Annotated in this window: 18 protein-coding genes and 1 tRNA gene; 11 read left to right on the plus strand and 8 right to left on the minus strand. The window is 65.4% G+C overall.

Annotated elements, in window-relative coordinates; translation table 11 throughout:
• Positions 1 to 98 precede the first annotated feature (98 nt).
• The gene (gene pruA, locus VMS96_07275; protein HVP43217.1) at positions 99 to 1697 is read left to right on the plus strand and encodes an L-glutamate gamma-semialdehyde dehydrogenase; all 1599 of its coding nucleotides are present in this window, start codon (positions 99 to 101) and stop codon (positions 1695 to 1697) included.
• Between the two features lie 176 nt (positions 1698 to 1873).
• On the opposite strand, the gene VMS96_07280 is transcribed toward pruA, so the two are convergent.
• The 3 genes from VMS96_07280 to VMS96_07290 form a co-directional block, all read right to left on the minus strand.
• A complete protein-coding gene (locus VMS96_07280; protein HVP43218.1) occupies positions 1874 to 2554 on the minus strand; it encodes a response regulator transcription factor in 681 nt (226 codons plus the stop codon).
• Between the two features lie 6 nt (positions 2555 to 2560).
• Positions 2561 to 2878, minus strand: coding sequence for a PilZ domain-containing protein (locus VMS96_07285; protein HVP43219.1), 318 nt, complete (start codon positions 2876 to 2878; stop codon positions 2561 to 2563).
• A 235-nt stretch (positions 2879 to 3113) separates the two neighbouring features.
• Positions 3114 to 4271, minus strand: a complete 1158-nt coding sequence (locus VMS96_07290) for a PilZ domain-containing protein (GenBank protein HVP43220.1) — start codon at positions 4269 to 4271, stop codon at positions 3114 to 3116.
• A 288-nt stretch (positions 4272 to 4559) separates the two neighbouring features.
• Here VMS96_07290 and VMS96_07295 point away from each other — a divergent pair, with 288 nt between their 5' ends.
• From VMS96_07295 to VMS96_07315, 5 genes are all read left to right on the plus strand, one after another.
• A complete protein-coding gene (locus tag VMS96_07295; protein ID HVP43221.1) occupies positions 4560 to 6998 on the plus strand; it encodes a malate synthase in 2439 nt (812 codons plus the stop codon).
• A 25-nt stretch (positions 6999 to 7023) separates the two neighbouring features.
• Entirely contained in the window at positions 7024 to 8001 is a 978-nt protein-coding gene (locus tag VMS96_07300; protein ID HVP43222.1) for a 2-dehydropantoate 2-reductase, read from the plus strand.
• A 34-nt stretch (positions 8002 to 8035) separates the two neighbouring features.
• Positions 8036 to 8812, plus strand: a complete 777-nt coding sequence (locus tag VMS96_07305) for a sulfite exporter TauE/SafE family protein (GenBank protein HVP43223.1) — start codon at positions 8036 to 8038, stop codon at positions 8810 to 8812.
• Positions 8813 to 8877: 65 nt separating this feature from the next.
• The gene (locus VMS96_07310; protein HVP43224.1) at positions 8878 to 9369 is read left to right on the plus strand and encodes a hypothetical protein; all 492 of its coding nucleotides are present in this window, start codon (positions 8878 to 8880) and stop codon (positions 9367 to 9369) included.
• 71 nt (positions 9370 to 9440) lie between these two features.
• A tRNA-Leu gene (locus VMS96_07315) sits at positions 9441 to 9527 on the plus strand.
• A gap of 153 nt (positions 9528 to 9680) precedes the next feature.
• Here the strand turns inward: VMS96_07315 and VMS96_07320 are convergent.
• The 5 genes from VMS96_07320 to VMS96_07340 all read right to left on the minus strand — a co-directional run bounded on the left by VMS96_07320 (position 9681) and on the right by VMS96_07340 (position 15533).
• Entirely contained in the window at positions 9681 to 10280 is a 600-nt protein-coding gene (locus VMS96_07320; GenBank protein HVP43225.1) for a PEP-CTERM sorting domain-containing protein, read from the minus strand.
• 276 nt (positions 10281 to 10556) lie between these two features.
• On the minus strand, positions 10557 to 13259 hold the full coding sequence (locus VMS96_07325; GenBank protein ID HVP43226.1) for a hypothetical protein: 2703 nt from the start codon (positions 13257 to 13259) through the stop codon (positions 10557 to 10559).
• A gap of 20 nt (positions 13260 to 13279) precedes the next feature.
• Complete coding sequence (locus VMS96_07330; GenBank protein ID HVP43227.1) at positions 13280 to 14365, minus strand: prepilin-type N-terminal cleavage/methylation domain-containing protein; 1086 nt, start codon at positions 14363 to 14365, stop codon at positions 13280 to 13282.
• Positions 14362 to 14928, minus strand: a complete 567-nt coding sequence (locus VMS96_07335) for a prepilin-type N-terminal cleavage/methylation domain-containing protein (GenBank protein HVP43228.1) — start codon at positions 14926 to 14928, stop codon at positions 14362 to 14364. Before VMS96_07335 ends, VMS96_07330 begins: the two co-directional genes overlap by 4 nt.
• Positions 14925 to 15533, minus strand: a complete 609-nt coding sequence (locus VMS96_07340; GenBank protein HVP43229.1) for a prepilin-type N-terminal cleavage/methylation domain-containing protein — start codon at positions 15531 to 15533, stop codon at positions 14925 to 14927. Before VMS96_07340 ends, VMS96_07335 begins: the two co-directional genes overlap by 4 nt.
• A 279-nt stretch (positions 15534 to 15812) precedes the next feature.
• Here VMS96_07340 and VMS96_07345 point away from each other — a divergent pair, with 279 nt between their 5' ends.
• The 5 genes from VMS96_07345 to VMS96_07365 all read left to right on the plus strand — a co-directional run bounded on the left by VMS96_07345 (position 15813) and on the right by VMS96_07365 (position 20681).
• The gene (locus VMS96_07345; GenBank protein HVP43230.1) at positions 15813 to 16967 is read left to right on the plus strand and encodes a hypothetical protein; all 1155 of its coding nucleotides are present in this window, start codon (positions 15813 to 15815) and stop codon (positions 16965 to 16967) included.
• Positions 16968 to 17129: 162 nt separating this feature from the next.
• Positions 17130 to 18389 (plus strand): ABC transporter permease, encoded by a 1260-nt coding sequence (locus VMS96_07350; protein HVP43231.1) that lies wholly within the window; start codon positions 17130 to 17132, stop codon positions 18387 to 18389.
• A gap of 1 nt (position 18390) precedes the next feature.
• The gene (locus VMS96_07355) at positions 18391 to 19644 is read left to right on the plus strand and encodes an ABC transporter permease (GenBank protein ID HVP43232.1); all 1254 of its coding nucleotides are present in this window, start codon (positions 18391 to 18393) and stop codon (positions 19642 to 19644) included.
• Between the two features lie 59 nt (positions 19645 to 19703).
• Complete coding sequence (locus VMS96_07360; GenBank protein ID HVP43233.1) at positions 19704 to 20144, plus strand: thioesterase family protein; 441 nt, start codon at positions 19704 to 19706, stop codon at positions 20142 to 20144.
• Between the two features lie 141 nt (positions 20145 to 20285).
• Positions 20286 to 20681 (plus strand): DoxX family protein, encoded by a 396-nt coding sequence (locus tag VMS96_07365; protein HVP43234.1) that lies wholly within the window; start codon positions 20286 to 20288, stop codon positions 20679 to 20681.
• Positions 20682 to 20755 lie beyond the last annotated feature (74 nt).

Consider the following 20755-nt stretch of genomic DNA (forward strand, 5'->3'; position numbering starts at 1 on the left):
GGGGGGAGGGGGGGTGCGGGCGTGTCGGCAATGGTAAAATGGATGGTTTGCATACCGCTGTCGGCAATCATCCGTAATGACCTCTGGAGGAATTCTCTATGGCCACCGTGGAAGCGCCTATCGCCACCCGCGTGCCGAACACCCCATTCAAGAATGAACCCCTCACCGACTTCAGCAAGGAAGAGAATGCCCGCGCCATGCGCGCGGCCATCGAGAAGGTCCGCGCCGAGCTGGGCCGTGAGTACGACCTGGTCATCGGCGGCAAGCGCGTCAAGACCAGCGCCAAGCTGAAGTCCATCAACCCGGCCAAGCCCAGCGAACTGGTCGGCCTGTTCCAGAAAGCCGGCGATACCGAGGTCGAGCCGGCGATGAACGCCGCCCTGAAGGCCTTTGAGACCTGGTCGCGCACCCCGGTGGAAGAGCGCGCCGCGCTGGTGTGGCGCGCCGGCCAGATCATCCGCGAGCGCAAGCACGAATTCAGCGCCTGGATGGTGTTCGAGGTCGGCAAGAACTTCGCCGAGGCCGACGCCGACACCGCCGAGACGATCGACTTCTGCGAATTCTATCCGCGCGAGATGCTGCGCCTGGCCAAGGCGGAGCCTCCGGTGCAACTGCCCGGCGAGCGCGATTATCTCTGGTACATCCCGCTCGGGGTGGGCATCGTGATCCCGCCGTGGAATTTCCCCGGCGCCATCATGGCGGGCATGACCCTGGCCTCCATCGTGGCCGGCAACACCGTCATCCTGAAGCCGTCGAGCGATTCCCCGGCCATCTGCCGCTTCTTCTTCTCCATCCTCGAAGAAGCCGGCCTGCCGGACGGCGTGGTGAACTTCTGCCCGGGCGCGGGCGCCACCTTCGGCGACAAGCTGGTGGCCCATCCCAAGACCCGCTACATCGCCTTCACCGGCTCGCGCGAGATCGGCCTGCGCATCAACCAGGTGGCGGCCAGCCACCAGCCCGGACAGCTCTGGATCAAGCGCACCGTGCTGGAGATGGGCGGCAAGGACGCCATCATCGTGGATGCCGACGCCGATATCGACTCCGCCGTCGAAGGTGTGGCCCAGGCCGCCTTCGGTTTCCAGGGTCAGAAGTGCTCGGCCTGCTCGCGGCTCATCCTCGACGAGAAGATCTACGATACCTTCCTCGAAAAGCTGAAAGCACGGGTGGAGAAGATCACCCTCGGCGATCCGACCCAGAACCCCGGCATGGGGCCGGTGGTCAATGAAGGCTCGATGAAGTCCATCCAGGAGTACATCGAGCAGGGCAAGAAGGATGGACGCCTGATCACCGGCGGCAAGCGCCGCGCCGACCTGGGCGACGGCTACTTCCTGGAGCCCACGGTCTTCGCCGACATCCCGGCAAAGTCTAAGCTGGAGCAGGAGGAGATCTTCGGTCCGGTGCTGGCGGTTATCAAATCGAAGAACTTCGACCATGCGCTGCAGATCGCCAACGACACCGAGTTCGGCCTGACCGGCGCCATCTACTCCAGCAGCCGGGAGAAGCTGGAGCGCGGCAAGCGCGAATTCCACGTCGGCAACCTGTACATCAACCGCAAGTGCACCGGAGCTATCGTCGGAGCCCATCCCTTCGGCGGCTTCAACATGTCAGGCACCGACTCCAAGGCCGGCGGCCCCGATTACCTCTACCTGTTCACCCAGGCCAAGTCGATCGGGGAGAAGGTCATCCCCGGCATCTAGGTCGGTCAGGGATCACGCGGCGCGGCCGTCTTCGGCCGCGCTTTCTTTGCCCAACTTGACTTACTCCCGACCGGCGGAAGGAGACCTCCGTCCGCACGCGAAACGCGGCGTGTCGTAAGAGTTTCCTGTGATGGAGTAGAAGGAAGATCCGGCCAAGGTGGCCTGAGCCCCAGGGATCACATGGGACGCGGCTGCTGGGGCGCGGCCCCGCCGCTTGCGGCTGCGGCGGTGGCCGCTGCGGCCTCGGCCAGGATGCGGTGGTGGATGGTGAACAGCGCCAGCTCCAGCCGGTCGGACACCCCGATCTTGTCATAGACATTGCGCAGGTAGTTCTTGATGACCTGCTCGGTGGTGCCCAGCTGCTTGGCGATCTCCTTGTTCTTGTAACCCTGCACGATGAGCGCGACGATGCGCAGCTCTTTGGGCGTGAGCCGGTCGCGCACCCGGGCGCCGACGAAATCGGCCTCCGCCATCTGCTGCGCCACCTGCATGTCCTGGATCCAGTTCTCGCCTTTGGCCACCTTGCGGATACACTCCACCAGGGCGGAACCGGTCACGTTGCGGTACAGCACTCCATGGATACCGGCGTTCAGGTAGGCGGGAACGTCGTCGCCGGTCTCAGCCACCACCACCAGCCGGGTCTTGGTGCGCTGGCTGAACTGGACGATGGCTTGCAGATCAGGATGCAGCGCGGCGGAGAAGAGCAGGATGTTGGCGCGGAACTTCTCCAGCGCCATCATCATCTGGTCGCCGCTCTGCGCCTGGGCGATGATGCGGATGTCGTCTTCGACGGCCAGCACCTTGGCCGCTCCCGCTCGGAAGATCGCCTGGTTGTCAGCCAGTATCAGTTTCAGCATGGCACCCTATTTACGGACGAACTTATAGGTATCGATCACGCACGCTACCCCGGGCTCCTTGGTCTTGCGCGAGGCCTTCTCCCGGCCCCGCACCACTCGGCCGCTGCACTCGATGGCCACATCCTTCTTGGCTCCGATCATGGCCCCGGGGAGCATGATTTGGAACTTGACCTTGGACCCGACCTCCAGGTCGGCCTTGGCCTGCATGTACACACCCGCGGCGCTGACGTTCGAGGTCGTGCCCTTTAGCTTCTTGGTCTTCTTGTCCTCGATGCGGACCGGCAGTTCCAGCGGGAACCGCCGACCGGTTCGGCTTTCGGACACGCTGCCTCCTGGACCCGGGGACGTGCGCCCGGACAGTGCTGCTGCGGGGGTGGGCTGTTTATATCACGGAATCTCAGAGGGAAGAACAATAAGTATCGGACGGGTCAATAGTGAATACGCGGCAACTACAGCGCTTGGAGCGGGCAGTGCCTCCGGTGCGGAAGGGGCAATCTTACTTGTCAGTAAACATCCGTGGGAGGGCTGGCGGGTTCGAAATCGCCGGCCAGGGCTGCCGCTACTCGCGCGGCTCGCCGACGCCGGCCCGGGAGCGTTTGGCCTTTTCCTTGGGGTCCTTCTCTTCCGGGGCCTCGTTGTGGACCACGAAATCGAACCCGGCCAGCTGGGTGAACAGCTCCTCGACCGCCGAAAGCAGGTCACGGCACTGCTTGTCCGGCAGCTTGATCTCGGTCGTACGTAGCTCGCTCGACAGGTTGCGGCACAACAGGGTGGCCAGGCGGATGCGCTCACTGGCCAGGTATTCGACCACGGCGAAGGTGTCTTTCTCTGCGCCTTGGAGCTCGATCCAGCGCTGCACCGCCCAGGCGGTGTTGCGCACCCGGCCCAAGGCCTCGCGAAAATCTTCCAGGACGACCGCTTCGACGTCCACGCACTTCAGCAACTCCTCGACCTTGCGTAGCTCGTCGGTGGTCTGGGTCAGACGGCTGGCCAGGGCCAGCGCGTTGGGCTTGAGTTGCGACGTGGCTGACTGTCCGCTCTCGCCTTTTTCCATGTAGTCGAGCAGCTGCTGAAAGCGCATGGCGTCGTCATCGCTGTGCGGCTCCGCGAACTCGACCCCCATGCCAACGTCGGGATGGTGAGTGCGCACCACGCCGCGCATCACCATCTCGAACTTGCCGATGTGAAGCGCCAGGCGCACCGGGCTGGCGATCGGCCAGGGCGTGCTGGTCTGGATGTAACACCCGCCGGCGCTGACGTCGCCGATCTGGGCGGAGAATCCGCCGGAGGTAGCGTACGGGTTGCGGACGTCCACCCGGCCAGTGACGGGATAGCGGATGTGCCGGCGGTGTTCCTTCCCGCCGCGGTCCTCACCCAGAGGCTCCGGCGATTCGTAGGGGTCGGATTCCGTTTCCCCGGCCAGTTCCAAGCCCCAGATGTGGCGCGCCTCCTCGATGCATTCGATGCCCACCTGGTGCTCGCGCGCGCCCCCCGGACGGCCGGTCCACACCACCCGGAACTGCGCCTTGCGGTGGCGGCACTGCACCCACACGACTTCGCGCGAGTTCAGCAGTACCCGCATGCCTCCCACACGCGCTCCCGAGCTGGTGATGTCGAGCGTGTGCGCGAGCTGGCTGAAGGGCTTGCCGTCCACATCAGTGCCCCAGATGCGCACCGGCACGACCATCTTAAAGCGCAGTTTTCGGCGGTTGCCCATACGCTCGCAAAGCGCTAACCGTTGATTGTGGCGCGCCTGCCTCCTAAAACGCAATTCGAAAGATAACTGATACGGTGACCAAAGTCAGTGACCGCCCGGCGTTCAGGCCCTCCCCGCTGGCCGCCGAGGCCGGCCTTGCCCGCCCAACGAACACAGCGCGCAACCCTCGTGCGGAAATGGAACGCGGGGGGTCAAGAGAATTCGCCCCGCGGGTTGACGCCGCCGCGCCGGTAGTGCTCTAGTTCTCTCTGCCTTTGGCTGCGCCCGTGAATCCAAGGAGGTATAGCCATGGTCCGCCAGGAGATCCTGCAACGATTCCCCGAGCTCTTCGGGGACAAGACAGTGAACGGCCGCGAGGTCAACGTCGAGGGCACCATTGCGGCGTTGACGCGGGAACTGCGACCCGAGATCGCCGCCGCGCTCAGCGCCCGCCGCAGCTTGCTCGGATCCTCCGCCCCCGTCAGCCAGCGATATGGCTGGGCTGGCTGGGGCCAGAGGTTCGAGGACCCGGTCACGGGCAAAGCCTGGACCTTCCGCCAGATCGTCCAGGGCCTGGTGGATAACGCCCTGGGCGTGGAGAGCCAATGGCGCTGGCGGCTCAACGACGAGACCCCCATCCCCGCCGACGCGCATCCCCTGAAGCATCCCGGCCTGGAACTGACCGGGCCGTGGCACCCGCTGGATATGGCGTTCAATGCGCTGAACAGCCCGGCATCGGTGAACATGCCGGACTGGGAGGACGCGTCGCCGCCGCACTTCCGTCCCGACGGAGTCCCGCCAGACCAGCCCATCGGCATCTACGCCGCCCTGCAGAACGCCAAGGAGATCCTGGAAGGTCGGTGGAACGACCGCCCCTACGAAGTGCAGAAGAAGGGACAGACGCGCTCGTACCGCCTCAACAAGCCGCCCCGGGAATGGCCCACGCGCTTCTGCCGGCCGCCGGGGAACCACGTGCGCTTCGACCACGTCACCGTCGATGGCGAGCCCGCCCCCGGCCTGATCGTGGTCGCCGTCATCTGGGTCCTGAACTTCTTTGACGCCCTGACGCGCGCCGGCACCGGCGTCTACTTCTACATCCCCAAGCTCCAGACACCGCAGGAGGCGCTGATCCTGGAGAAGTTGATGTCCCGTCTGGAAGGACTGGTCGGAGCGCCCGCTGGGACCTTCAAGATCAAGATGTTGTACGAGGAGGGGAACGCCGGCCGCGTCCTTCCTGCCATCGTCTGGGTGCTGCGCCGCCGCCTGCTGGGCACCAACGTCGGCCGCTGGGACTACCTCGGCAGCATGATCGAGATCTGGAAGGACGATCCCAAGGGCGTCTTCCCCGATCCGCAGACCGTGGGCATGGCCTCTCCCACCATGATCGCCTACCAGCGCTACAACGCGTTGCTCATGCTGATGGCGGGCATGAAGAATGCCGAACTCAGCAACGCGGCGCCCATCGGCGGGATGGCCGCGGTCATGATCTACCAGCCGAGCGACATCTATGGCCGCTCCCGCTACAACCCCCTCGCGCTGCGCGCCATCGTCATCGACAAGGTCCGCGAGCGCCTGCTCGGGCTGGTCTTCGTTCCCGACCAGGGCCTGGCCGAGGGACAGCAACCTACGCTGGAGGAGATCCTCGCCCGCCGCGTCAAAGGGCGCCTCTACGACGTTTACCGGCAGAGCTGGGTGGCGAGCCCGGAGACGGCCTACATCGCCGCCGGCAACACGCCTTTGCGGACAGCGACCTCCGATCTCCAGAAGCTGCTGGACGCGCCGCGCGAGACCGCCGACGTCAACGGCAAGCCGGTGCCCACCGTCGCCAGCGGCCTCTCCGACGCCGAGCGCCAGGTGTTGCAATCGCGCGGCCTGCTGAGCCGGGACGGCAAGATCACGCCGTGGGTCGTCACCCGCGAGTCCATCGACAAACCGGAGAAATTCCTCAGCAAGGACCGCTGGCAGGCCATCTACGGCGTGCCCAGGGGCGATGTCACCATCGAGCACATCCAGCACGCCTTCTACATGGCGGCGAATTACGGCTTCCAGATCCTCAACGGCAACTTCGCCGCCGCCATCGACGATTACGAGCTCAAGCTGCGCTTCATGAACGACCTCGCCACCTACCGCATCAACGTCTCGTGGCTGTGGGCGCTGGCGCAACATGAGGCGCGCATCACCAAGGACGGCCACTTGCAGCGCTCCGTCTTGACCGATGATGGCGTGGTGATCGGGAGGAACGCGGAGCCCATCAAGGCCGGCACCCGCTTCACCCGCAAGCTCTTCCAGAAGGTCTGGGACTACCACAACGAATGGACTTCGGAGTTCTTCGCCGAGCTCGACCGGCGGGGCGATCCCGGCCGCTTCGACCGCGCCAAGGCGCCCGTGATCATGGACCTGCTCAAGCGCCAGTTGCTGTCGCCGCGTTACATCCAGCACAGCGCCCGCGTGCTCTTCGAGGTCGGCCAGGCCAACCCCGCCGAGCGCGGTCAGATCCTCGATGCCGTCTTCGACCTGCCTCGCGCCGAGGTGGTCAAGCGAGTCGCGGCAGGGAAGATGAGCAGGCGCGCCCTGTGGGCGCACGACTACATCTTCGACATCTTCCCCCGCGCGGCAGCGAAGGAGTCGGGCGCCGCCAAGTCGCGGAAGCAGACATCGCACCGGCGGAAGACGCAGACAGTGAAGGCCAAGAAACTGCCCTCGCGGGCCACCGGGAAGCGGAGCAAGGGACGGGCCGCCCGGGCGTGAGAGCCGAGCTGCAGGGCGGCGGAGCATGAAGTTTCTGATCGCGGGCGCCGGCGCCATCGGCGCCTACGTAGGCGCGCGCATGGCGCGCGCCGGCCAGGATGTCACCCTGTTCGCCCGCGGCCCGCACCTGCGCGCCATGCAGCGGCACGGCGTGCGGGTGAAGAGCGTCCAGGGCGATTTCGTCGCCCACCCCAAGCTCAGCGGTGACTTGCGGGAGATCGGTCCCGCCGACGTGGTCGTTCTCGGCGTTAAAGCCCACAGCCTGGCGCAGCTTGCCCCGCAATTGAAGCCGCTGCTCGGTCCCGACACCGTTGTCCTCAGCATCCAGAACGGCGTGCCCTGGTGGTTCTTCCAAGGGTGGGAGGGGCCACTCAAGGACCTTCGCCTGGAACGCTTGGACCCCGGCGGGATTATCGCATCGGCCATCGAAGCGCGGCGGATCGTAGGCGCTTGCGTCTACATATCCAGCGAGATCGTTGAGCCGGGCGTCATCCGCCACGTCGCCGGCGACCGCATCACCCTGGGCGAACCGGACGGCGCGGCCACCGACCGCACCCGCGCCATCGCTCAAGCTCTGGTCGCCTCCGGGCTGCGCGCTCCTATCAGTACCAACATCCGCCAGGAGATCTGGGTGAAGCTCCTGGGCAACACCGCTTTCAACCCCATCAGCGCGCTCACCGGCGCCACGCTCACTCAGATCGTGCATGACCGCGAAGCCTGCGAACTTGCCCGCAACATCATGCGCGAAGCCGAAGCCGTGGCCCTTAAGCTCGGCCTGGAGATGCCCATCACCATCGAGAAGCGCATCGCCGGCGCCGAGCAGGTCGGCGAGCACAAGACCTCGATGCTGCAGGACCTCGAAGCCGGGCGCCCCCTCGAGATCGAGGCCGTGGTCGGCGCCGTCCTCGAACTCGGGGAGCGGCTGGGGATCCCCATGCCCCACACCCGCAGCGTCTATGCCTGTACCAAGCTGCTGGCCGAGCGTCGCGCGCGCAAATCCTGATACGGTCTTTGAGCTTTTCTGGTAAACGTAGGGCTTGCATCCGACCCACGCCATCGCCCTGTTCCTCGCCGGACTTGCAGCGGGGACGCTCAACGCCATCGCTGGGGGAGGGAGCTTCATCTCCTTCCCGACGCTCATGTTCACTGGTGTCCCGGCGGTCGAGGCCAACGCCACCAACACTGTCGGCTTGTGGCCCGGCCTGGCGGCCAGCGGTGTCGCCTACTTCCGGCTGTTGAAGGTACCGGCCCGGTTGCTGGCCCCGGTCCTTGCTACCAGCATCCTGGGAGGGCTGGGCGGTGCACTGATGCTGTTGAACACCCCCCAGCACACCTTCCAGCACCTGATCCCTTACCTCATGCTGTTTGCCACCCTGCTGTTCATGTTCGGTCCCCGCCTGCGGGTCATGGCAGGACATGCCGCCGTGGTCGAGGACCTGGACCGGCTCTCCTGGCGCGCCATCACCGCCTTCTCCCTGGCCAATCTCGCCGTCAGCATCTACGGCGGATACTTCGGCGCCGGCATCGGCTTCATGGCCCTGGCCCTGCTGGCCGCGCTGGGCTTGCACGACGTCCACACCATGAACGCCTTGCGCACGGTCACGGCGGCAGTGATCAACGCCGCCGCCGTCATCACCTTCATCGCCGCCGGCGCCGTGTACTGGCCGCAATGCGTTGTCATGATCGTGGGCTCGCTCTCCGGCGGGTGGTTCGGCGCCAGGTTCACCCAGCGCGCCGACCCCGCCAAGGTGCGGCAGGCCATCATCGGCCTGGGACTGGTCCTGAGCGCCTACTTCTTCTTCAAAACGCGCTGAGCCTCTTGTGTTGGGGCGTCGAGCGTATAAAATCCTCTACACGTTCCGAGATCATGAGGTGGACTGTGAGACTCCGGTTCCTGGTGTTGTTCGTCTTGATGGCGGTGATCGTGCAGGCGGCCACCACGGCCAGCCCTCTGGCCGGCCGCTGGCACTTTGTTCCCGAGAAGAGCAAGGGCGGCCAGCACTTTCCTCCCGACACCACCTTGGTCGTCAAGCAAGCCGGCTCGCGGATGTACTTCGAGTATTGGGCCAACAACCGCATCTTTCAGAAGGACGAGTACCGCACCGACGGCACCTCGGAGAAGCTGTACAGCAACGCCAACGAGACGGCGACCGTGGACGCGCGCTTGCTCAAGAACCAGCTCCAGATCACCACCCATCACCTCATGGAGAGCGAGATCGGTTCGAAGTCGTACAACGACACCGACAGCTGGGTGGTCTCCAAAGACGGCAGCACGCTGACCTTCAGGTCTTCCGACGGCAATAACCTCTTCTTCGAGCGCGAGGGGGCCAAGCCCGCCGCTGCAGCGCCGACTGCGGCGCCCAAGAAGTAGGGGAGGAAGACTCCCGCACTCACATCGCTAGGGGGCGGGCTATGCGATACTGTTAACGCCACCCACCGAGCGCCGGGATGGCGGAACTGGCAGACGCAGCGGACTCAAAATCCGCCGGCCTTCGGGCCATGGGGGTTCAAGTCCCCCTCCCGGCACCAGCTTCTCCGTCGTAAACTCGATGTGATCCGAGATAAAGCTCAGGCTGACTCTGCCGTATAGGTTTGCCGTTCTGGCTCTCCGATAAAAGCAAAAGCGGCTCGCACTTTCCCCATGCGAGCCGCCGAAATGTTCTGTCCTTTCCTGGCCCAGGCTCAAGCCCGCAGGCGCAACCTCCGCCGCAGCACACCGCCCGCCGGGATCAAACCGGCGCCGAGCAGCAGCAAGGACGACGGCTCCGGGACCCCAGTCGTTGGGGTCTCGATCGAGTACTCGATCCCGTAGATGCCGGTTTCCACTTGCTGGCCGTCCAGACTGATGGTGATCGTGTTACCGATCAATGCCGCCGTGGGATCGGTTGCAAACGCCGTGCTAAAGGGCGCCGGCCCGATCTCGGTGAAGGTAGCCCCGAGGAACGCGCTGTCCACGAAGGTCATCACCCAGTCAGGCATCGGGCAAGTCTCTGAACTGCAGATGTAGTAGACGTCGAGCAGGTTGGAAGAAAAGTTCGCCTGAAAAGCGTGCGGGGCGGAGGCGAAGGCAAAATAGTCAGGCACCGTGATCGTGGGGCCGCTGCTGTTGCCAGCTCCCGCGGGAATATAGGCGGCTCCCCCGATCGTGCAATCCGGGTTTGAGGAGACCACACTTGGGTCGAAGCAGTTGGCCGACGAGGCATTGAGCTTCAACGTCCCGCTGACGCTGCTTCCGGTCAGGTCGGCCCAGGCCGCACCTGAGACCACGAATACACACAGCATTACCGCCAGGCTGGCGACGACACCCCTGCACCCTACCATGCTACCCCCTGGGGGACCTGCGTTCCTTCTAGCAGCGAAGAAGGCACGTTTACCGCCAAATCCGGGGCAATGGAATCAGTCGTTTAGCCCGGCTGCCTGCTTTCCGGGATGCATTGTGTTGCACGATTGAGGTAACCGCTCGGCCTCCGACTGGGCGCCCACGGGCCCGGTCCCAGCCAAGAAACGGCGGACCAGAGAGGTCTCTGGTCCGCCATCGTACGCGAGGGTGGTCGCGCTCTAGAACACCTGTTGGAACCCCAGGTTGTTCACGTCGCGGAAACGCGGCGTGCCGGGCGGCATCTTGCTGAGGTCCAGGAAGTCGGTGTCGAAGGCGTAGTTACGCGTCGGCGGGCTGTACACCATCCCGCAGCACTTGTAGGTGCCATTGGCGTACATGGAGTTATAGAGGCTGATCATCGATCCCAGATAGAACGATGTCTTCCCGCCCCAGTCCTCCAGGTAGCGGAGGAAATTGTGCACGCCCCCGTCGGTTCCGAAGTCCTGAGGAGCGCCGGCCCATCCGGGCAGGGGGAAGGGCAAGGTCTTGCCCATGGCGATGGCCACCCGGAAGTGGGTGGTGGCGCCCGTCCGTCCGGCGATCGTGGCCGGGCTGCTCCAGGACGCCAGGTCGGTCCAGGAGTTGGACAACAGGGTCACCGTGTCCGCGATGACTGCCGACGAGGCGTGGGGATCCCCGAAGCCGGCCGCATTCGCGTTGTAATCGCCCAGCACATACGCCGGATTCTCGCTCGCCAGGGTGAATCCGCCGGTGGCGTCGGGCTTGGTCGGAACCCGACCCAGGGCGCCGTCCTCCAGCCGGACTCCGTGGCGCGCGCCGGAGACGAAGTTCTTACGCGCAGTGCTGAGACAGGTGATCGTGACCGCGTGGCTGCCGGCTTTCCCCGCGCCAAACCCTAACCCCAGATCGTTTTGGCCGTAGGCCTCCAGCGTCCCGTTGCCATTCACATCCTCGCCGGTATCGAGGTTGTTGTTGGGAGTTCCCGCGGCGGTGGCAGGATTGATCACGTCCTCGAACCCATACTCGCCGCCCAGGACGCCCTTGTTGTTGGGCAGCATGCCCCGGCGATCGGAGAAATAGAGCACGTACCCGTTCTGCGTAGCCGTTTCCACCTGTGCGCCGCTGACCCCGATGTTGCCGAGCAGCCACCGGCGCAGGTTGTTGACGTCGATTTCCACCAGGTTGATCACTCCACCCACGGAGCAGGCGGTGGTGACGCGCTGGTTCTCGCGCAGTTCGCCTTCGCGGGCGTCGTAGAAGTTGAGGGGATACCAGTTGTTGCGCGTCTGCGCCCCAAAGATGACGCTGCCGGTCCCCGGGTCCGTCACCAACTCGCCCGGGATCGCCGGCTTCGCGGGGTTGCAGGCGGGCTTGGGACAGGCCGGCACGGGCGGATCCAGGATCTTGTTCGCATTGCGATCGGCCTGCTGCTGCAAGATCAGAATGGCGTTCGGATGCACCAGGTTGGGCGCGGCCGCGGTCGGCGGGTTCAGGCCGCGGGCGAACCCCAGCTCCAGCCATTCCTTGGTGACCGCCATGAAGGTGCCGTCCGCCTTGCGGACTTCCACCCGCAGGTAGCCGTCCAGGAGATTCCATGTCGCGGGCGGCCCGTTCGCGATAACGGGGGCGGTACCCTTCGGCACCAGCGTCCCTTCCGGGGTCGGCGCGAGCCAGTCGACAGTTTCAGTGCCCACCGGCGCCGTGGTTCCTTCCGCGAAATACGTGTTGGCGGCCCCGGGTACCGGCACTCCATTGGTGTAGTCGGGCGCCCCGCCATTGGTCTTGACGTTCGCCAGACGGATGTTCTGGCCGTCCGCGGCGCCGCCCGGCAGATCCGCGGGATCATCGGACAGGAGCACCCGGATCTGCGCGATGGTGTATTCCCGCGACTGCGCCACCGCCGAGGTCAGGATCTCCCCGACCGCGGGGCGCCGCACGATCTCGATGGGATCGACCCCGGTTTGCACGAACGCCAGATTCAGCGGCCGAGCCCCGGTGCTGCCGCTCAGGATCATGCCGTGGTAGGTCGAGGTCGAGAGAGCTGCCCAGCCCCCATTCACGCTGCCGGGGGGCACCCACATCGCGCCGGCGTAGGGAGCCGTCGGTCCACTCTTCGAGCTGCCTTCGTTGGTCGGGGAGACCGCCAGGTTCCGGCAGGCCGGCGCCGGCGGGTCGCAGCCCGCAGGGGCGGTCGGGATCATCATCGTCCCCAGACGCCCCTGGGCGACCGTGTCCGCCTTGTTCATCATCTTGTCGCGGATCACATCGCCGGCGGCGCGAATCTCGCTGTGAAAGGTGATGGAGTTATCGGCGGCCAGGAACAGGTTGTTGTTGCTCTGCACCCGTCCGTTGAAGTCGAAGGCCGGCCCGGGGAAAAAATCAAGGTCGGTCTGGGAGAACACGCCGAACTGGAAGACCGGGATTTCCGCGATCTGGATCTTGCGGATCATGCGTACTTCTTCGCCGGCCACCGTGTCGGCGGTGACCTGCAGGGTGAGCGGCACCACCAGGGCGCGCAGTCCGGCATTGGGGCCGCTGGAGATGGTCTGCACGGTCGAGAGCGGCGGGGTGCAACCAGCCGGCGGCCCGGGCGGGTTGTCCACGGTGATGACGTACTCCGGATAGGTCGCGTTCACGTCCGCCGGATTGGGCGGGGCCGCCTGCAGGGCCGTGATGGTGCACCAATCGGGGGCGGCCTGGGCGGCGTACAAGGAGTTGAGGTCGGCGTTGATCTTCTCCATGGCCGCTTCGGCGGCGTAGAACGCCATGGTGTTCCCGGAGTCGGTCTTCTGCATGCGCTGTTCGGCATTGACCTTGTACAGGACCGCGATGGCCAAGGCGGAGAGCATGATCAGGATCAAGAGCGTCGCGATCAACGCCACGCCACGCTCCGGCGATGGAGCTTTTTGACTTGCGAGCACAGGTTCCTCCCTTGCGGACCTCAGTTATAGCGATTGCGGAAACTGAGGTTCCGCGGCCCGATGGACGTCGAATATACGACGTGATCGAACTGCCCCGACGCGTTCGGACGTATGGAACGCGCGGAAATCGTCAGATTGACCTTGCGAATCTGGTTCGGCTTGGGCGTCGGCGGGATGCCGGTGACGGCATCGGGGAGGTTGGCCGTGAGGACGCCCGCGGTATCGTCATACAGATCGTAGGTGAACTTCAGGTCGTCGATATGTTCGGCCAGCGTGACCGGCGGGTGCGCGCCCACCTGGCGCATCAGGCGCACGTCGGGCCCGTTGGGCGAAACGAATGTCTGCAGGAAGTAGGTCACCATGATCAGGCGCTGCACGGTCACCGGGGGGTAAAAGGGCGGGGCCTTGGGAAGGGGATTGAACGCCAGCGCCTTGATGTTGCCCACCGGCGCCGTGGATTGGTTGATATTGAGCGGATCCTTGTCGGCGAAGCTGATCTGCCGCGCCACGGCGTCCACATTGGTCACGACCCCGGTCGCGTAGCCGTTGATGTTCTGCAGCAGGAGCACGTCGCCCACGGTGATGCCCAGCGCCGGGTCGCCGACCTGCGGCGTGGTTCCCGCCGGCATGGTCACGCTGCTGCCATCGACGGCCAAGGTCTGGCTGGGGTACGCCCTCCAGTCCAGGTTCGGATCCATGTAGGTGATGACGATCGCATCCGTGGTCTCGGTGGTCACCGGGCCGGCATTGAACCCGGGCGTGACCTTGAACAGCACCCCTTGCGACATCCCGTTGTTCACGACGTAGCAGGCGGTGCCGTCGCAACCAAAACGCGCGTCTTGCCCGCCGGTGCCGGCGCTGGGGATGGGAGCGCCCCCGAGGGGCACGGCCGTCCCCGCTTGCTGCAGATCGCGCGCGATCTGGTTGGCGGCCGCGCGCAGCTCGTTCTGCATCTCGCTGCGGCTCACCACCAAGGTGGAGCTGCGCATGGACTGCATCAACACGCTGGCCGCCGCCGCCAGGATCACCATGGTGAGGGCGATGGCGATCAACAGTTCGATCAGCGTCAAGCCGCGCTGCCCGCGAGATGGCTGCTTTGCTCTCATTGGAACCTTGAAATGTAACCGCTCACGGTGTAATTGCGGATGCCCCGCCCCGGCGTGTTGACCTGCACCGTCACGCTGATCTTACGCATGTCGGGGTTCACCGTGCCGTCGGGGTTCAACACCGGCGTGATCTGGATCTGCCGGCGGTAGTTGCTCAAGGGGACCACGAGGTCGTCCCCGGTATTCATGAGTCCGTCCGGGCCGGGCTGCCGGACGAAGTCCAGGGTGGCCGAATCCGAGGTCGTGCCCACCACCCCGTTGGCCCCCGCTCGGAACATCTGCTGAAACCCGTCCTTGAAGATCCCGCCGTTGGCCACGTTCTGGATGGAGTTGAAGTTGATGGAGGCGTCATTGCGCGCGCTGTACACGCTCTCCAGCGCTTCCCGCGACTTCTGCTTGGCGATCTGGTCTTCCTGGGCCCACTGGGTGGTGGCCACCGCCTGCCCGAAGAGGGCCAGCATGGCCAGCAGACCCACCGCCAGGATGACCATCGAGATCATCACCTCGACCAGCGAGAAGCCGCGGCACGAGCGCCGCTGCCGTTGCCTAGCTAGCGATGTCATGGCTGCACCCATACCCCGTTGCTCACCAGCCACGGTTTGGTGCGGCCGGTCGCTCCCAGCAGCGTCACCGCCCGCACGGATTCCACCTCGTTGGGCCGGCCCATGTAGATCACGCCGTTGTTCAGGCGGTTGACCGTGTCCACGGCCCGCCCATCGGGAAGGAAGAACACCTGGTTCATCCCGCCCCCGTTGTCGATCCCAAAGTCGATCGCGGTCGCCCCGGTCCCGAATCCGTCCGGCCCCGCTTTGGGCAGACCCGGCACCACCTGGAAGCTGATCTCCACCGGCAAGACGGTCGTGGACTGGAACACCGCCGTCAGGTTGCCCTTCACGTCAACATCCATACGGTCCAGCTGGATGCTTCCCGGGGGAAGGAACGTAAGGCGGTAGATCCTTCGGCGGTCGCTTGCGGCCTCGTGCGCCTGGCGCATCTGGCCCAGCACCGTTTGCAGGGCGGTTTCCGACTTGGCACGCCGCAGGGTGCTCTGAATCTGCATGAACGACATCGCGCTGATGATCAAGATGATGGAGATCACCACCAGCAACTCGATCAGCGAGAAGCCTGCTGCCGCAGTTATCCCGTGCTGGCTACGATGACGTGGCATGGACTCGCCCCTTATAGCCGCAGAATATAGCGCAATCCGCAGCCGCCCTCAAGGGATTTCCCCTCCGCAATCATTACTAAGGTACTCACTGGGAATGAACTTGCGGGGGTATCAAGGGCTTACGGGCGGGGCCGGCCCAGGACCGACCCCCGTCCCCCCAGACCGCCGCGCACAGTCCGTTGACTGGGCTCTGCCATTCGCAGTACTCTGCCCGCGATCATTGAGACTTCCCCGATGCTGATTCCTGGGCTACACCCGGCTGCGATCGCGGTGCTGGGCGTGCTTTTAATCTGTCTGATCCTCATCCTCCTACCGAGGCCCTGGTGGCGCACGCGCGGCTATGCCGGCATCCGGCAGGACATCTATGGAATCGCGCGCCTGTTGCAGGGCGCGGTCGAGCGCGATGGGACAGATGTTCTGGTGGTAGGCAACCGCCATGGCCGCCGGGTGTTTGTGCGTTTTTCCGCTTCGGAACTGGAGCCCCCGCTCCAGATCCGCGTGCCCATCGCCAGTTCCCTGGTCCTGTTCTGTACACCCACCAGTTACCGCCAGCCTATCGCCACGGAGAGCAAGCTCTTTCCCGACAGCCGCGGCGGGCCGGTCCGCATCTGGTCCGCCAAACCAGCGGAAGCCAACCTGGTGTTGACGCCCGAGGTGCGCCGTGAACTCGCCACCTTGTGCACCGTCTCCGGTCTTTTCTCTGTGGAGAACCGGGAATGTGTCCTGTCGGTGCCGGATCTGCCGGCGTCGCCCTTCGCCGGCACCGTAGCCAGCCGCATCGACAAGGTGCTGAAGATCGCCACCGCCGCCGACAGCATGCCGGACACCGAACCGTTGCGCGCTGTGTCGGCGCCTTTCTCGCGCGCCTGGATCCGCACGGCGGAGATCGTGGCCATCCTGGTGCTCGCCGCCACCACCATCGGCCTGGGTCGCCTCCCGGCCCCGAAGGCGCCCCCGGGCCCGCCGGTGCCCAGCGGCGTGCCTGCAGCCGACGCTGCCCGCATCCACGGCCTGCAAGGATGGACGCTGATGCAGTCGGGCGATTTCGATTCCAACGCACGGTCGTGGTTGCAGCAGGCCGGGATTCAGGCCAGTGGGCAACCCACCGTCGCCATGGGCCCGGAGGGCACCTCGACCCGGGTGTACGCCCTGCGTTCCGTGACCGACCCCGGCAAGGCCCGGGTGGTCATCCTGAGGGATGAGGATGTAGTGTTCGACACCGAGTTGCCGAGCCTGGCGCTGCTGGCCCGCGTCCCCGTCCGAGAATTCGACAGCGCCCGCTGGCGGAGCGACCCGCCGCCGGTGTTGCCCGATGGCGACGGCCTGCTGCTGGTCTTCGACTACCAGCGTCCGGAGAGCGGCATCGTCGTTTTTCTGCAGGGCCCCAAGACGATCTCCTTGAATCCGGCGGACTTCAGGTCGCTGCGACTCTAGCGACCGGACCACGGAGGCTGGGCGGCGTCGCCGGACGACGCTACCTGCTCCTAGTGCCCGACGCGGCGCCACATCCCCGCTTCCTATTCCTGTGCCCACCCGTCCAACGGAACGGATGCCCGCCATTTTTCGTACTCAGCAGTAGGACGGGCAGGGACCGCCGTGATCTTCAAGGACCTTCTGCGCGACACATTCCGCACGCTGTGGGCGCACAAGCTGCGCACGGTGCTGACCATGTTCGGCATCGGGTGGGGGATCGTGTCCATCACCCTGATGGTGGCCGCGGGCGAAGGTCTGCGGGTCGGGCAGCGCAAGGCCGCCGAAGGTTTCGGCAAGAACATCATGATCGTCTGGGCGGGCAAGACCAGCATGGACGCCGGTGGGGTCCGCGCCGGCCGCCAGATGTGGTGGCTGAAGCGCGATTTCGCGGTCATCAAGCAGGAGGCCACCGACTGCCAGGAAGTGATCCCCGAGCTCGGCCAGGGCAACATCCGCATCCAAAGCCTCTACGCCAATGCCTCTCTGACCATCGCCGGCTCCATGCCGGAATTCGCCGACGTGCGCAGCATTCCCATCGCCGAGGGCCGCTTCTACAACGACGAGGACAACCGCGAAGCCCGCAACGTCGCCATCGTTGGCAGCGACGCCAAGGACCAGCTCTTCCAGGGACGCAAAGCCCTGGGCGAGACCATCTGGCTGAATTCCCACCCCTACACCGTGATCGGGGTGATGCGGAAGAAACAGCAGGACTCCAGCTACGACGGCCGCGACATCAACAAGATCTTCATCCCCTTCTATTCCATCATCCGCGACTTCCCCAATCCGCCCCCCTACCCGTCCGACAGCGTCGATCGCCTGCTGGTGACGCCCAAGTCGCTGGCCCAGCACGAGACCTGCAAGCTCGAGGTGCGCAAGGTGCTGGGACGTCTGCACCACTTCAATCCTGAGGACAAGGAGGCGGCGCAGATCTGGGACACGGTCGAGGAAGCGAAAGCCTTTGCCGCCATGACCGACGGCATGAAGTATTTCCTCGGCGCCATGGGCATCACCACCCTCTGCCTGGGCGGACTGGGGGTGATGAACGTCATGCTGGTGGCGGTGCGCGAGCGTACCCGCGAGATCGGGGTGCGCAAGGCCGTGGGCGCTACCAAGCGCTCCATCGTCTCGCAGTTTTTCCTCGAGACCCTGATCGTGGTGCTGGTCAGCGGCGGCTCCGGACTGGCGCTGGCGTACGTGATCTGCGCCCTGGTGAACTTGATTCCCATGCCGCAGTTCTTTGCCGGCCTGCTGCCCACTTGGCGGGTGGGCGTGCTGTCGTTTGCCCTGCTGGGCAGCATCGCGGTGCTCTCGGCGCTGTATCCGGCGAGCCGGGCCGCTTCGGTGGACCCCATCGAGGCGCTGCGTTACGAGGCGGGAGGCTGATATGTGGCGCGAACTCCTGACCCAGGCCTGGGTGGCGCTGCGCCGCAGTCCGACTCGCAGCCTGCTGACCATGCTCGGCATCGTGTGGGGCATCGTGGCGGTCACCCTGCTGATCGCCTACGGCGGCGGCTTCCGCACCGTGCTGGTGCGCAGCTTCGAAAAATTCGGCAAGAGCGTGGTCGTCGCCTGGCCGGGACAGACCAGTGAACAGCCGGGCGGGGAGCGCGCCGGCCGCGTCGTGCGCTTCGAGCAAGCCGACGTCGAATTCATCAAGGCCACCGCGCCCCTGGTCAAGCAGGCTTGCCTGGAGACCGTAAAGTGGACTGACATCTCCTACGGGGACCGCCTGGCCAACGTGCCCATCCGCGGCGTCTGCCCGGAGTACGGCGAGATGCGCAACGAGCTTCCCAGCCAGGGCCGCTGGCTCACCTCCGCCGACGGCCTCGAGCGCCGCCGCGTCGTCTTCCTCGGCGGACGGCTCTACCGCCAGCTCTTCGGCACCAAGCCGCCGGTCGGCGAGGAGGTCCACATCATGGGCGTGCGCTTCACCGTGGTCGGGATCATGGAGCGCAAGCTGCAACTCTCGAACTACTTCGGCCCCGACGACAAGTCGGCCTTCATCCCTTACTCCAGCGCCTCCGATCTGTGGGACGCCAAGTACGGACGCGTGATCGTTTTCACCCCGGTGGCGCCGCAGTTCGAGAAGAAGGCCATGGACCAGATGCGCGCCGCCGTGGCCACCCGCCAGGGCTGGTCCCCCACCGACCGCCGCGCCATCCAGATGTTCGGCCGCGAGGAGTTCCGGCCGGTGATCGACGGCATCACCATCGGCCTGGAGGTGCTGCTGACCTTCATCGGGGCGCTCACCCTGGGCATCGGCGGCGTGGGCGTGATGAACATCATGCTGGTCTCGGTGGACGAGCGCATCCGCGAGATCGGCCTGCGCCGAGCCTTGGGCGCGCGCAAGTGGCACATCCGCGCCCAATTCCTCGCTGAGGCCCTGTTGCTCATGCTGCTGGGCGGGGCCATCGGCATCCTGCTCTCCTACGCCATCTCGGCGGTGGTCGGCACGCTGCCCATGTTGGGGGCGCTGTTCAAAGACGACTCCGGCGCCGGCGACATCCGCTTGCACATCTCGGCGCAGACCGTGCTGATCTCCAGCCTCATCCTGCTGCTGGTCGGCCTGGTGAGCGGCATGGTGCCGGCCGTCCGCGCCTCTCGCCTCGACCCGGTCACCGCGCTGCGCTACGAATAGGAATTCCCACGGCTGCCGACCTCCCGCTGCTATCCTCTAGCGCACGGAGGAGGCCGACAATGAAAGAAACCCTGCGCCCCGGGCTGACTCACGAGTTCCGCTTCCGTGTGCCGGAGAACAAGACCGTGCCCTACCTTTACCCGGAAGCGGCGGAATTCCAGGTGATGCCGCGCGTGCTGGCCACCGGGTTCATGGTCGGCTTGCTGGAGTGGGCGTGCATCCAGGCCATCAACCCGCACCTCGATTGGCCCAACGAGCAGTCGGTCGGCACCGACGTCAAGTTCAGCCACACGGCCGCCACTCCTCCCGGCATGACCGTCACCGTCCGGGTGAAACTCGAGAGTGTAGAAGGACGCAAGCTGACCTTCACCGTCAGCGCCGACGACGGTCTCGACACCATCTCCACCGGCACCCATGAGCGCTTCGTGATCGACGCCGCCAAGTTCAACAGTAAGCTGGCCGCCAAGGCAGAACGCGCCGCCGCAGCCGGCGCCAGGTGACTGAGGTAGTGCGGGCCTTCAGGCCCGCGTTGGTGATGCTAAGCAAGACGCGGCTTTAGCCGCTGAGGTCTAGTCCATCCCTGGGACTACGAAACCTTCCCGCCGCGGGCGCATCCTACCCCTGAGCACGTGAGGGGCTTTATGGTACGACTGCCTCCCGCCTTTACCGATGCCGCCCTGCTCCTGTTGCGGCTGATGATCGCCGCCGTCTTCTTCACCAGCGGCTGGAGCCACCTGAAGGACCCTGACGCGCGCGCCAAGAGCATCGAGATGAGCAAAGGCTTCACCATCTTCCTCGGCGCCGCCGAGGTGGCGGGCGCGCTGGGCGTCGCCTTTGGCGTGCTGGCCCAATTGGCGGCGCTGGGACTCATCCTGGTCATGCTCGGCGCCATCCAGAAGAAGATCTTCGTCTGGCACACCGGCTTCTGGGGCAAAGGCAGCCAGGGCTGGCACTACGACCTGATGTTCGTGGTGATGAACCTGGTGGTCATCGCCACCGGCGGCGGACGCTGGGTGGTGACCGCCCTCTTTGCCTGACAGCGCCTTCTGGCGGTAAGCTCTTGCGCCGGGGGTGAGGATGCGCCGCAACATTCTGCTGCTGTCTGTTCTGT

Source organism: Terriglobales bacterium, assembly GCA_035543055.1.
GTDB lineage: Bacteria > Acidobacteriota > Terriglobia > Terriglobales > Acidobacteriaceae > JAIQFD01.